Origin of the sequence: Bacillus sp. FSL K6-1005 (assembly GCF_038000225.1) — a bacterium.
GTDB classification, from domain to species: Bacteria; Bacillota; Bacilli; order Bacillales; family Bacillaceae; genus Bacillus; species Bacillus mojavensis.
In genome coordinates this window covers 1085064-1097987 of sequence record NZ_JBBOBP010000001.1, presented here as the reverse complement: position 1 = coordinate 1097987, position 12924 = coordinate 1085064, and the positions used below count along the sequence as shown (strand labels likewise).

The following is a 12924-nucleotide window of genomic DNA, read 5'->3' as shown; positions in this document are numbered from 1 at the left end:
CAAGTGAGACAGCAAGAGGTTCATCAATTTCTGCTTCGTTTTTTCCAGGCAAACAGCTGTCCGATCATCGACCAAGGCCCCGGTTACATGACGGTGCAGCTTACCGTTGAAATGGACAAACAGATCATGAATCGGCCTTTTTACTGGCACTGGCGCGAGAAGACCGGGGGTGACCCGAATCCGATGAAAATAACGTTCATTACAGATAAAGAGACTGCTCCAAAAGACCTAGAGGGCGAATTTATTTATTTCGGGGCGCCACGTCTATTTCAAATATTTAAAGCTGTTAAACAAAATGGGAGATTTACCAGAATGTATGAGAAAATTGAATCAGCCGGAGCGAAAATTCCGCTTCAGCCTTGGCTTGGTATAAATGTCATGATTTCATACCAGTCCGACATGAAAAAGGATAAGCTATTGTCACTAGGTCTTCACCTTGTCTCTGGAACCATGATTGAAGATTTTCAAAGCAAGCTCATACAGCTTTCATTGACATCACAAATATGTGACTATTGTTTCACCATATCGCCTATGATTAAACCTGAAAGCGGTCTTAAGCGGATGGAGAGCTATATTACCCAGGCCGCTATGCAAGAACCGTCAGACTGGGCAGAGCAGGCGGTAAACAGGTGGCAAAACGATATGAAATTGCTTGATCAGTTTTATGAGCATACAGAAGAAAAACCAGAAGAGTACCACCTTGAAAAACAGGCGTTAAAAGCCTTGTATCAACCAAAGATATCAGTTCAGATCGAGAATGGCGGATTATTTTTTCTGCAAAATAATATTTCGAGCTAACTTTTTTCATATTCGACATCGTTCTCGTTTTTTTTGGAAAAATGCTATTATAATAAAGGTATATTGGAAAAAAATTCTGGCTATACAATTGGCAAATGACTTCCAGAGATCACAGAAGGCGTACATCATGGCCGGACTGGCTGAAATACATAAACAAGTATTTTAGGAGGAGAAACTGCATGAAAAATGCAAAACAAGAGCACTTCGAATTGGATCAAGAATGGGTTGAATTAATGCTGGAAGCCAGAGAAGCAAATATCAGCCCTGAGGAAATACGCAAATATTTACTTTTAAACAAAAAGTCTGCTTATCCTGGTCCGGCAGCCAGAAGTCATACCGTAAATCCTTTCTGAATGTGCTATAATATCACAAGGAAGGTGATGACATTGATTGGCCAGCGTATTAAACAATACCGTAAAGAAAAAGGCTACTCACTATCAGAACTAGCAGAAAAAGCTGGGGTAGCGAAGTCTTATTTAAGCTCAATAGAACGAAATCTACAAACGAACCCCTCCATTCAATTTCTCGAAAAAGTCTCCGCTGTTCTGGACGTCTCGGTTCATACTTTGCTCGATGAAAAACATGAAACCGAATACGATGGTCAATTAGATAGTGAATGGGAGAAATTGGTTCGCGATGCAATGACATCTGGGGTATCGAAAAAACAATTTCGTGAATTTTTAGATTATCAAAAATGGAGAAAATCTCAAAAAGAGGAGTAGTGTCTGAGCAGAGGCACTTACTCCTCTTTTGTCAATGAACATAAGGAATGGCTCAGTACGCATGTACTGAGCCACCTCTTTTTTCTATTAATGTTTATCCTCGCTATGCGCTTTTTCATTTTCTTTAATGTAACCGTCTTTATCAGTATGTTCCTTTTTGATTGTCAAGCCATTCCACTGTGTAGCTTCGAATGAGAATTGAAGCTGTAAAGAGTTGCCTTGATATTTATTTTGAACCATTTGTCCCTTTTCATCTTTTGTTTTATCGTCTTTAAATTGAATTTCCATTTTAACCTGGTCAAAATCGGTTGGTGTTTTTGGAACACCATCATATTCAGGAGCGTTTTTACCGTCAATTGTCGCTATATTGACTTTTCCGCTTGCGTTTAAGAATTTAGGATCAATTTGTTTTTTAATTTTTTCAGTCGCCGTAGCATCATTCTTAGAGGACATTAAATATAAGTCTTTGAGGTTGGCATCATCCAAAATGATGTTTTTCGGATAGCCGTTGCCTCCCTCTTTGCCGACTGTCAATAATGTAACCTCAAACTGGCTGAGAAAATCTTCTGGAGATGTATTACTTCCGCCGTTTGCTTTAAATTCCCCATAATTCAGGGCCATTAATACCTCTTTGATCGCAAGTGAGCCGTTATTTTCAAATTGGAAATCTTTCGTCAATTTGTCTCCCGGCTTTAGATTTGATAAGTTGACACTTGCAGAATTTTCTTTAGCTGCTAAGTCAAGCGTACCAGATGCAAAAGTAGCATCTGTTGATTTAATATCGTTAAATGCTGCCCATGTTCCTCCTCCTACTAATGCTAATCCTAGTGCTGCTGATGCAACTCCTAAACTTAATTTCTTTTTCATACCCATGGTAAACTCCCCTTTTATTGAATGATTATATTATCGAAACCTGTTGCCAGGTTTGCAACTGATGTTAAGTGGACATCGTATTGTCCTTTGTCTCTGTTTCCAAGGCTTTCGTCTTTCTTTCAATCTCTCTGATCGCACTGCTGATTGTCACAAAGGAGTAGATCAGCAGCATAACGCCTGGAACAATCAGTAAAATAGCAGTGCCGATCGGCTGACTGGCAAAATGAAGCATGTAGCCGGCATAAGGAATCTGAAAACCTGTATATTGCGCGCGGACATTCTCATCCGACACAGGCGCAGAATCCGCTGCAGCATTATTATCCCCTTTTGTTTGGAATAACAAATGATCGCCTTGCTTTGTAATATCAATAATTCTATGGGTTACCGCAGTGTCTGCATCCTGCATAAATGTGATTACGTCTCCCTTTTGGAGCTTTTTCACATCTGTGATTTCTTTCACGAGAATTAATGAGCCCGTTTTAAATTCAGGGTCCATTGAGCCAGACAGTACTGATTTCAGCGTGTATCCGAATACTGCCGGCTCTCCCCCGGATGAACGTGTTGATATCACAACAAGCGTTAGCACAATAATCAGAGTAAAGATGATAACGTAAAGGATATTACTGATCAGCTTTAATGCTTTTTTCATCCTCTTCCCCGCTTTCCTTCTGAACTTGTTGATTTTCTTTGTCTTCAGTTACGTCTTTGTCAGCTGTTTTTTCTCTATCTGCTTCTTCTTTTCTGTCACTTTCTGCTTGATTGTGCTGATTTTTCGCAGCCTGCTGACTTTTCTTTTTCGGTGCCGTCGGTTTTTCGTCACACTTCCCAATTGTCATTGGTTCAGACCACTCAGACCTGCTGCCGTCCGCCAGATAGCCGGCCGGTTTATATACTTTAAACGCATAAATGCCAGGTTTCACTTTTTTCTTTGTTTCAATGTTGTAAAGTGATTCGCTTATTTGGTTGGAAACGTATCCTTTATCTATTACGTTCCCGTCTTTTAGCGGTTTGCTGGTGTTTGCCAGTTTATGAAGCTCCCACTTCCATTTCGATTTCTTAAGTTTCTCGCCTCTGTTTTCCAGCTCGGCAAATAGACTGACAGGTGAACAGACAGTACCTTTTGTATCTGTTTGATTCACCACGTGTAAATCACTTTGGTCCCACCGTTTATCATAATGACAGTTTTTATCTGTATGTTGAAAGTTCTCACACGTTTGAAGCGAGACAACCAAGTTTTCAATATCATGAAAAGCAGCGCTTGTATCTCCGGTAAATTGTAAGCATATCGCGGCTGTCAGACTGAATATCGCTGAAAGCTGAAAAACAAGCAGCAATCTCAGTTTCGTCTTAGCCTTATGCTGATTGCGGAACAATCGAAACATACCTTACCTCCTGTAAAACACTGTAACTAGATGTGACAATAGTTCTCTTTTAAGAACTGCACAAATTGAGTATAATCAACGATTTATAGATTGAAAAACACCAAAATCCGCCATTTCGTTCGTTTAAGAGAATGTTTTCATTATATTGCATAGCCTTACTCAATATTGCTCACATTTTTAAGTTTTTTGAATTTTTTGGGATTGTTATGTGAGAAATTAAACGCATACCAGGTTAACATTTGGCAATAATAAACAACAAAGAAAGGGTGACGGCTTATGATCAAACAATGTGTAATTTGTCTGTCTCTTCTAGGTTTCAGCACCGCTGCCGCTCAAGCAGAAGAAGGGCCGCTTATAACCGCCCGCCACATGTCAAAATGGGAAGAGCTTGCTGTAAAAGAAGCAAAAAAAAGGTACCCGCTCGCACAGGTACTGGTTAAACAAAAAGTTTGGGACCGCAAAAGAAAAGACGAAGCTGTGAAGCAATATCATTTAACCCTGAGAGAAGGCTCAAAGGAATTCGGCGTGTTTGTCACGATTTCATTCGATCCTTATAGTCAAAAGGTGAATAAAATTGCAATTTTAGAAGAATATCAATAAGGTCCTCCATGTGAAGGACCTTGTTCGTTATATTGGTGCAATTTATTTTTTTCTTTTCAGCCATAGCCTAAAACCATAAGGTAAAATACCAAACCAATGCTGAGAAGCTGGCGTTTTTGTTTCTTTTCGAACCTCTTTTCGTTCTTTTCGCTCATCTTTCGGAGTGTCTATATATTTTACAAATTGCTGAGTCATATATTTGACATAATCATTCGTTTTCACGTGATCACCTCATCATTCAGTTATTATGAAGTGTTGGCTCACACGACTTTTTTTATACACATCCCCCTGGTTTATTCTGTCCAGCTCAGCAGTTTTTTCTGATTTTGATCGAACAGCAGCTTGGCGCTTTTTTCTGTTCCCGACTCTGTGATGGCTTTGAGGGTGATTTCTTGCTGTTCTTTTATGGTTGTTTCGCGAATGTCATAAGAAACCTGTCCATATGGAAGCTGCTGTGAACCCTTTTGGCCTTGTCTGTGCTCAAGAATATGCCTGATGGATAGAAGCGCACCATTTTGCAGCAGATTTTCTCCTGTATAATACTCTTTTGTTTCCTTCTCAAACATATGGCGTGAAACAAATTGAGAGGCGGTGAAATTCACAACCAGCATCACAAGGGCAAATGTAAAAAGAACGGCTGGATAGATAAACCCTTTTGAGCAGTGCATTCACCCACCACCTAATGACGTATATACCGGAACAGCGGTTTGATACTCTTTATCATTCTCACTCTTGACTTTCAGCCAAAGCATCCCTTTTCTAACCTCTGCTTTCATTGTTTTAATATGGCCAAGAATCGGAACATGCCCTTTCCCGTCTACTCTTTTCCTGATCATTGAATGGTAGATTTCAAAACGGACCTCTTGCCCAGACAGATTTCTGCAGATTAAGACGCTGCCATGCTCAGCTGTCTGCACAGTCTGCGACTGCTTGCACTCATTCATGATCTGCTCTACCGAAATGATCCATTCTCGCTGCATGAAGCCCTCATTCTCCTGTTGACGTGCCAAAAATAGATGAAAGAACATCGCTAACGATCCTGATATGAGCAAATAAGCAGAAAGCGAAAATAGTACATTAAGAAGCGTATAGCCAGTCTGTCCGCAAAATGCTGAGGCAAAATGGCTTGTCTTTATAGGCGTCTGATGAGATACATACGTTTTGATATTCTCCCTCCTCCTCCCATGTCATCGAGTATTTGTTATTGTTCATTGAAACAGTCTTTGATGAATTTCCTGCCCCTGTCAGCATATATTGGCCTATGCTTTCATTAACAAGCTGATAACCAATTTCTCTGGAGTCCGCTATATGTTCATCAGCTATCAGCTTATCCCACATCGGCACAATTGTCAGAAGCATAAACAGCCATATGCTAAGGGCAGACATTGTTTCAATTGTAGAAAAGCCTTTATTTTCTCTCCACATTGACTCTTCCGCTCCCTAAATAAACTGTTATGTCATAGGCGGCATGCCCTTTTATACGTATTTTTCCGCCTATATTCGGGTGCCCTTTCTCATTAAATTCCAATCGGTCTTTTAAAGTCAGTGATTCTGCTAAAAGACCATTATCATAAATACGGTCTATAACAGTGTCACCTATGATTACTTGATATTTTTTCTCTTGAAAAAGAATTTTTGTTCTTTGATGATTGGAAATTGCAGTCTGCTGCGCAAGTAAAATATCGTTTTTCAACTGTGATACTGTCTGCCGTAAAGCTGTATTTTCATAAACAGGAGGAAGCGTGGTAAACACCGCAATCAGCATAATAGAGGCGAGACTTAAAACAAGCAGGCTTTCTAAAAGGGTGAAGCCAGCTTCTCCTTTTAATTTAATGTTCAACCTTAACCTCCCCGCCGGTAATGATAATTTGCTTTCCATTTGGACAAACCGCATCCTTTTTCACATAGCCTTCTGCCTGTAAATCGCCGAGGCTTGGTGTCTTCCCGTCATGATCGAGTTCATATGCTGTTACCTGCGCCTTCATCATGTTTTGCAGGCCTTCACAGCCTTTTTTCTGAATGGTTTGATTATGTTTTGTTACATTCGGTATGGTGATCAATAGCAAAATAGAAATAATAAAGAGCACGATTAGCATCTCCACAAGTGTAAACCCTTTCTCATTCATCAGCCTCTTCCTTTCACATTTGATTCATCATCTGATACATAGGCAGGAGCATCGATAAATACACAATTAAAATCATCGCTGCTACAAATCCATAAATAATGGGCTGAAGAATGCCTGTCCATTTTTGTGACTTGTCCTCAAGCCGCTGCAATATAAACTGACTGTACGTGAAGAGTTCCCGGTCCAAACGGCTGCTTAGCTGGCCATGAGATATTACTTTTGAAAAATCACTTTCGTAAAAAGGGTGTTTGTCTAAAGCAGTTTCAATGGTTTCACCGGCTTTTAACTGTTCAATCATTTGTTCAGCTTCGTGGCGGTAGAAAGGAAGAAACGTTTGATGTCTAAATGCTTTCAAACTGTCATAAATAGAAAGTCCTGATGCCAGAAGACTGCTCAGCTGTAAAGAAAAAAAGTAGCTGTTAAACAGCCTGACCAGCTTTCCAAACAGAGGAATACTTACGCAAATGTGCATTTGGCGGTCAGGGGATTTTTTCTTAAACACAAACCAATAATAAAGACCTATCCCTGCGGCCAAAATGGCCATTAATATGAAGACGGCATCAAGGTGCTGAAAAAACGCAAAAATGATGCCTGTTGTGCGTGAAGTTTCTACATTCATCGATTGATAAATACCGGAAAACTGAGGGATGATGATGTTTTGCAGCATATAGAGCATGACACCAACGGTAAAGATGAGAAAAAGAGGATATCTCAGCACCCTTTTAATATGCTCTGCCTGCGCTGTTTTTCGTTCCAGCAGCTCTCCGCTCTGAATCATGGAAGCCGGCAATTCTCCATGTGTTTCAGCAAAATAACAAATACCAATGGCTTCTTTATGAAATGACAAGCTCTTTAATACAGAGTAAAATGATTCCCCTTCTCTCAACCGTCTTATTGCGGCAGCCAAGTCCGCCAGCTGCCTTTTATTCATTTGCAGCTGCATTAGGCGCAACCCGTCTAAAAGACTGTATCCGCCCGCTGTCATTTCCCCCAGCCTTTTCAGTAAATAGGCTTGATCCTTTAACGGCCAAACTTTTCTAATCTGTTTCATGATAAACCCACCGGTCATAGTTATTTGTCGTTAAATAGCCGAGCGCAATCCCTTTTCTTATAATTTGACGCAACGTTTGATATTGGTAATTTGCATTGTCCCCTTTCGCTTCCTGAATACACTGCTGAAGGTTTTTCCCGTATAGCAGCTCGTATACGCTTGCTCTCCTTATGTTTCGTGACAGTCGGCAATACACTGAAGAACATCCGTTTTCACAATACGGGCAAGCCAAATCAACTAAACGCTGAGCCGCTATCGCAATAACCGTTTGCTCGATTTCATTCATATTAATGCCAAATTCTAGCAGCCTGTAAATCGCGCCCTTGGCATCTCTCGTATGAAGGCTCGTCAGCACTAAATGACCAGTCATCGCTGCCCGCACCGCGATTTGGGCTGTTTCAGCATCTCTAATCTCACCTAAAATGATCATATCGGGGTCATGGCGCAAAATAGCCTTCAGCCCTGTGGAATATGTGACCCCGGCTTTTTCATTCACCTGCACCTGAAGAACATCTTCATCCCTCGTTTCCACTGGATCTTCAAGTGTGACAATGTTTCGATTAAAATGTTTTTTTGCATATTGAATCAGAGAATATAACGTTGTTGTTTTCCCAGAGCCTGTTGGTCCGGTAAAAATCAGCATGCCGTGGGAGTGTTTTAAAAATGAAAGCAAGGTGGCTCCTGTCTGTGGGAATAAAGACAGTTTGTCAATCGAAGGGATATTATACTGAGGCATCACTCTGATGACGAGGCTTTCTTCGTTAATTGTCGGGAGCGTTGACATCCTTAAGTGAACGTCACCCTCTTTTAATTTTAGAGTAAGCGATCCACTTTGCGGCTTTCTTCTCTCCCCAATGTCCATAGCTGAGAGAAACTTAAAATGAGAAATGAGCCTTACACACTCTTCTTTTTTCATGTTTCGCTTTTTCAGCAATGCATTGTCAACCCGAAAATGGATGATCGCGTCCCGTTCCCTTGGCACAATGTGAATGTCAGAGGCCTTCGTCTTATATGCCTCTTCAATTAAGGTTCTACTTATGTTTTCTATCGAATCCAATTTGATTCCCTCTCCTTTCAAAGCGTATTGTAGAAAAAAGAAGACATAGTAATCAAACAAAGAAAATGTGATTTTCTGATCTATTTACAACCTAAAAAAATCATTTATCCCTATCAAAATAGAAATTCAGCTTTATTTAACACATGATTTTCGATTTTAATAAGGATATGAAAAGAGATTAAATGGACAGTGTACGCAGTCCGGCTCTGGCATCTAAAGAGGAAATGATAAAATCGGAGTTTGATGCTTATTAAAAACGGCGGATCAGTTTAGCGTATACAAAATAAAAAGGAAGAGGCAGCTACCTCTTCCCGACTGTTTGTTATGCTGATTTAGAAATGTCACTTAATGTTTAGGCTTTCTGGTCTGTGTCTTTCTTAACGGTAAGATCGCCTAACGCAACAATACCCGTTAAACGTTCATTTTCAAGAATCGGTAAACGGGGGATTTGATGCTCTGCCATAAGCTGACTCGCTCCATCGTCAGACCTATCCGGATGACCGGAAACGATTTCTGTGCTCATGATGTCATTAGCTTGACGCTTCTATTTGATCTTCAGCTAATGTTCTGGTGACAATGTCCCGATCAGAAACGAGCCTTGAAGTCTGATGATTCCACAAATTGGAATAGGACCAAGGTTGGAGTCTTTCATCTTTTTGGCTAGGTCAGTGACTGCTGCGGTCTGTTCGCAGCAGTCAAAGCTCTTTTCCCGAGTGCTATTTATTCTTTAACCGTGCACAAAAAATGAAACATCTACTGCCTGTGCCTTTTTCGTGAATTTTTTCTCTTCCTTTCTTGCAGCATATCTCCCGTCCAGCCTTTTTTCTTCAGATACAGGTAAATCAGAATTGTTGAACTGAAAATTAAAAATAGAGAAAAAAGATATCCGTATTTCCAATTCAGCTCCGGCATCACCGAAAAGTTCATTCCCCAAAGGGCGCCAAGTGCTGTAATCGGCGTAAAAAGCGTCGTGAAAATAGTAAGGGCTTTTACGATTTCATTTCCCCTATGAGAAGTAATGACCTCTTCTGAATGCAAAAGGTTGTTAAGCTCCCCCTCAAATTCACTGATGTATATGAAACCTCTGTCAATTTTCAGATGCGTGCGCTGATAATCCTTTTTCCCTTCATTTTGAGGCAAGAAGGTTTCTTTTAACGCCATCTCAAGTTTTTTGGCGCTTAAGATCAAGTTTTTCCAAATCATCAGCTCATGGCGCAGTAAATGAACGCGGTTTAAAATACTTTTGCTGTTATCATCCTTGATTTGCCACCTAAGCTCTCTCAATCTCACTTCAAATTTGTCGACACCGATTAAATAAGCATTCATTAATTCCCCTAGAAGTATTAAGAACCCCTCTATGGCATTGTTCGCTCTTTTCATTTGCTGGACAACTTGTTTCCCCTTAATCCCTTCTAATATAGAAAAATCAAAATTGATGGTGAAAAAATATTGCCGTGTGATATAAAAGTGAAATACGGTGTGATCCTTTTCTTCGTTCAGCCCTTGATCATATACGATCGAGCCGAATACCGCTTCATTCTCCGCTTCTGTTGTATCCACGCGCAAAAAGTTAATATGATGATTATTTTCAAACCATTTTTCACATTGCGGCCAATGAGAAAAATGGATCAGATCTCTTGCCTTATCTCTTTCCTGAGGCCCCATTTGGTACCAAAACCAATCTTCACCTGTATGTACCTTCATGTTACGATCCTCCAGACTTTTATTCATTTGTTCTTTAATTGCCCAATGAAAAGCATTCCTAAACCATTTAGGCACTTTATCACATGTTTTGTGAGCTTTTCCTGGTGGTATGGAATGTAGAAAGACATCGTAAAGGGAGGTGCATGCCTTCCTTGGAGAAGGCAGTTTATTTTGGAATTTATCAATTTATTAGCAGTCGCGTTTTTAATTTTGTTGACGGGATTTTTTGTCGCCGTAGAATTCTCGATTGTAAAAGTAAGACGATCCAGGATTGATCAGCTTGTTGCAAAAGGAAGAAAAGGGGCTAAAGCGGCAAAACATGTGGTCACTCATCTTGACGAATATTTATCAGCCTGCCAGCTGGGCATCACGGTCGCAGCTTTAGGACTCGGCTGGCTGGGTGAACCGACCGTACAGACTCTGCTTCGGCCGCTCTTTCATAAAGCAGGCTTAAACGAGTCGCTTACCCATCTTCTTTCTCTTATTATCGCCTTTTTAGTGGTAACGTATTTAAATGTCGTCATTGGGGAGCTGGCACCGAAGAGCTTCGCGATTCAAAAAGCAGAAAGCATTACGCTGATGCTCGCGAAACCATTAATCTGGTTTTATAAAATCATGTTTCCGTTCATTTGGCTCCTTAACCAGTCTGCCCGATTAATCACGGGGCTTTTTGGGCTGAAGCCGGCATCAGAGCATGAACTGGCTTATACGGAGGAAGAGCTTAGAGTACTGTTGACCGAAAGCTATAAAAGCGGAGAAATCAGAAAAAGCGAATTAAAATATATGAATAATATATTTACATTTGATAAACGAATGGCAAAGGAAATTATGGTGCCGCGAAACGAAATGGTCAGTTTGTCAATTGAGGATGACTCGATCCCAAGCATGCGGGAAACGGTTAAGCAGACCAAATATACCCGGTACCCGATTGTTAAGGAAGATAAAGATAACGTTATCGGTGTGATCAATATGAAAGAAGTGCTGTTTTCATTGCTGACGAAAGACTTTTCTTTTCAGAAGCACAAAATTGAACCCTTCATACAGCCTGTCATTCATGTCATTGAGACCATTCCGATTTACAAATTACTCATCAAAATGCAAAAGGAACGCACCCATATGGCGATTCTCATTGATGAATATGGCGGAACTTCAGGTTTGATCACCGTCGAGGATATTATCGAAGAAATTGTAGGAGAAATACGAGATGAATTCGATTCAGATGAAGTGCCTCATGTTCGTGAACTGGGAAAAGATCATTATTTATTAAATGCGAAATTATTAATCAGTGACGTAAATAACCTGCTTGGAACTGATTTATCAGATGCTGAAGTTGATACGCTCGGAGGCTGGTTTCTCACACAGAACATAGACGCCGAGCCCGAAAGTGTCATTGAATATGATGGCTACTCATTCAAGGTTAAAGAAATTGACAGTCACCATATTTTGTTTATCGAAGTAAAAAAAGCTGAATAGCCCTAGCACAGGCTGTTCAGCTGTTGCTTCTCTTGCGTGTTGAACGCGCTTCAAAAAAACACATCAAGCAAGAAACATCTTAAGATTCTTGTATCTTAAATCCTTTGTTGGCTAAAGCTTTAGCAAGACTTTGCTCTGTTTTCACCTTCGAAAAATCTAATCCGAGCTTCACAACAGTCTGGGCGATTTCAGGCCTGATTCCTGAAATAATCGTCTCAATGCCCAGCAGTTTAGTGCTGTCAATCACTTTAAAGATTTGAAAGGCAACCATCGTATCAACGATGGGAACACCGGATATATCTAAAAATAAATATGAAATCTTTAACGCCGAGCATTGGGCCAAAACGGATTCCAAAATGGTTCTCGCTCTGTACGTGTCAATTTCACCGACAAGGGGAAGAATTCCAATCTCTTTAGAAATCGGCATAATCGGTGCGCTCAATTCATTGATCATTTCTTTTTGCGCATTTAATTGGATCACCGTGACCTGGTGATATTCTTCTGTAAATACTTCGATAATCTCATCAATCGTTTGATTCAAAATCTTGCTCCACTCACATACATCCTGAATGCCGATTTTTTGGGAAGAAGCAGCTTCACTGTAGTCCTGAATCCATTGCCACATAATGTGTCTAAACGCGTTAAACTGACCGACACTTTCCGTCACAGTCACCTCATGAACAGCACGGTCTCGGGCACATTGAAGTGACCATTGCTTAAGCTCATCCTTCACATCTTCTTTTCTAATGGATTTTGCTACAATCGCTACCAATGATTCATGCTGCTCTTTTAACTTTTGTTCTAATTTTTGCTGATCTTTAGCAGAATACAGTAAAGTTCCTTTTAACGTGCATGTTTCCAGCCATTGAAGTGTAATATCTTCTTTGTGCTCTGTTAAATACTGATCTAGAGCTTTCATTTCAATCGGTTACCTCCTGTGATGTTTATCTTTCAAAAAATATATGATTGATTTGTATAACTTGTCTCACGTTACACATACTATTTTTACATACAGTGGGCTATAGCCAAGCGGTAAGGCAATGGACTTTGACTCCGTGATCGTTGGTTCGAATCCAGCTAGCCCAGTTTCTGAACCGTGAAAAACCGAAGATAAGCTGATTCAAGCAAATCAGCGGAT

Annotated in this window: 18 protein-coding genes, 1 tRNA gene and 1 pseudogene; 6 read left to right on the top strand and 14 right to left on the bottom strand. The window is 40.3% G+C overall.

The features are described 5' to 3' along the window. The first annotated feature begins 3 nt into the window (after positions 1-3). The 3 genes from NST16_RS05660 (at position 4) to sinR (ending at position 1520) form a co-directional block, all read left to right on the top strand. Positions 4-798, top strand: a complete 795-nt coding sequence (locus tag NST16_RS05660; RefSeq protein WP_168748226.1) for a YqhG family protein — start codon at positions 4-6, stop codon at positions 796-798. A 179-nt stretch (positions 799-977) separates the two neighbouring features. Next, entirely contained in the window at positions 978-1151 is a 174-nt protein-coding gene (gene sinI, locus NST16_RS05655; protein WP_339190978.1) for an anti-repressor SinI, read from the top strand. Between the two features lie 33 nt (positions 1152-1184). Next, positions 1185-1520: a transcriptional regulator SinR gene (gene sinR, locus NST16_RS05650; protein ID WP_003226345.1), complete on the top strand. Its 336-nt coding sequence runs from the start codon at positions 1185-1187 to the stop codon at positions 1518-1520. Between the two features lie 87 nt (positions 1521-1607). Here the strand turns inward: sinR and tasA are convergent, their stop codons facing one another. The 3 genes from tasA to tapA form a co-directional block, all read right to left on the bottom strand. Further along, the gene (tasA, locus tag NST16_RS05645) at positions 1608-2393 is read right to left on the bottom strand and encodes a biofilm matrix protein TasA (RefSeq protein WP_340884662.1); all 786 of its coding nucleotides are present in this window, start codon (positions 2391-2393) and stop codon (positions 1608-1610) included. Positions 2394-2457: 64 nt separating this feature from the next. Further along, entirely contained in the window at positions 2458-3042 is a 585-nt protein-coding gene (gene sipW / locus NST16_RS05640) for a signal peptidase I SipW (protein ID WP_340884661.1), read from the bottom strand. Continuing rightward, positions 3014-3775 (bottom strand): amyloid fiber anchoring/assembly protein TapA, encoded by a 762-nt coding sequence (gene tapA / locus NST16_RS05635; RefSeq protein ID WP_340884659.1) that lies wholly within the window; start codon positions 3773-3775, stop codon positions 3014-3016. Before tapA ends, sipW begins: the two co-directional genes overlap by 29 nt. 276 nt (positions 3776-4051) lie before the next feature. On the opposite strand from tapA, the gene NST16_RS05630 reads away from it, so the two are divergent. Next, on the top strand, positions 4052-4375 hold the full coding sequence (locus tag NST16_RS05630) for a YqzG/YhdC family protein (protein WP_340884656.1): 324 nt from the start codon (positions 4052-4054) through the stop codon (positions 4373-4375). 42 nt (positions 4376-4417) lie between these two features. Here NST16_RS05630 and NST16_RS05625 read toward each other — a convergent pair whose 3' ends face one another. The 10 genes from NST16_RS05625 to NST16_RS05580 all read right to left on the bottom strand — a co-directional run bounded on the left by NST16_RS05625 (position 4418) and on the right by NST16_RS05580 (position 10313). Then, positions 4418-4597: a YqzE family protein gene (locus NST16_RS05625; RefSeq protein WP_003236949.1), complete on the bottom strand. Its 180-nt coding sequence runs from the start codon at positions 4595-4597 to the stop codon at positions 4418-4420. Between the two features lie 71 nt (positions 4598-4668). Next, complete coding sequence (gene comGG, locus NST16_RS05620; RefSeq protein WP_268451135.1) at positions 4669-5043, bottom strand: competence type IV pilus minor pilin ComGG; 375 nt, start codon at positions 5041-5043, stop codon at positions 4669-4671. After that, on the bottom strand, positions 5044-5427 hold the full coding sequence (gene comGF, locus NST16_RS05615) for a competence type IV pilus minor pilin ComGF (RefSeq protein ID WP_026014740.1): 384 nt from the start codon (positions 5425-5427) through the stop codon (positions 5044-5046). Positions 5428-5452: 25 nt separating this feature from the next. Beyond that, positions 5453-5800 (bottom strand): competence type IV pilus minor pilin ComGE, encoded by a 348-nt coding sequence (gene comGE / locus NST16_RS05610; protein ID WP_168748233.1) that lies wholly within the window; start codon positions 5798-5800, stop codon positions 5453-5455. Next, positions 5784-6215, bottom strand: a complete 432-nt coding sequence (gene comGD / locus NST16_RS05605; RefSeq protein WP_168748234.1) for a competence type IV pilus minor pilin ComGD — start codon at positions 6213-6215, stop codon at positions 5784-5786. The genes comGE and comGD overlap by 17 nt, the downstream gene beginning before the upstream one ends. Continuing rightward, positions 6205-6501, bottom strand: coding sequence for a competence type IV pilus major pilin ComGC (gene comGC / locus NST16_RS05600; protein ID WP_168748235.1), 297 nt, complete (start codon positions 6499-6501; stop codon positions 6205-6207). The genes comGD and comGC overlap by 11 nt, the downstream gene beginning before the upstream one ends. Before the next feature lie 13 nt (positions 6502-6514). Then, a complete protein-coding gene (gene comGB, locus NST16_RS05595) occupies positions 6515-7552 on the bottom strand; it encodes a competence type IV pilus assembly protein ComGB (RefSeq protein ID WP_340884646.1) in 1038 nt (345 codons plus the stop codon). After that, entirely contained in the window at positions 7539-8609 is a 1071-nt protein-coding gene (gene comGA / locus NST16_RS05590; RefSeq protein WP_168748237.1) for a competence protein ComGA, read from the bottom strand. Before comGA ends, comGB begins: the two co-directional genes overlap by 14 nt. Before the next feature lie 352 nt (positions 8610-8961). Further along, the gene (locus NST16_RS05585) at positions 8962-9132 is read right to left on the bottom strand and encodes a CBS domain-containing protein (protein ID WP_340884642.1); all 171 of its coding nucleotides are present in this window, start codon (positions 9130-9132) and stop codon (positions 8962-8964) included. Positions 9133-9362: 230 nt separating this feature from the next. Continuing rightward, positions 9363-10313 carry a magnesium transporter CorA family protein gene (locus tag NST16_RS05580; RefSeq protein WP_340884639.1) on the bottom strand — a complete coding sequence of 317 codons (951 nt, stop codon included), beginning with the start codon at positions 10311-10313 and terminating at the stop codon, positions 9363-9365. Between the two features lie 143 nt (positions 10314-10456). Between NST16_RS05580 and NST16_RS05575 the strand changes: the two are divergent. Then, a pseudogene (locus tag NST16_RS05575) lies at positions 10457-11786 on the top strand (hemolysin family protein). A gap of 79 nt (positions 11787-11865) precedes the next feature. Here the strand turns inward: NST16_RS05575 and NST16_RS05570 are convergent. Next, complete coding sequence (locus NST16_RS05570) at positions 11866-12705, bottom strand: STAS domain-containing protein (protein WP_340884636.1); 840 nt, start codon at positions 12703-12705, stop codon at positions 11866-11868. Between the two features lie 96 nt (positions 12706-12801). Here NST16_RS05570 and NST16_RS05565 point away from each other — a divergent pair. Beyond that, a tRNA-Gln gene (locus NST16_RS05565) sits at positions 12802-12872 on the top strand. Positions 12873-12924 lie beyond the last annotated feature (52 nt).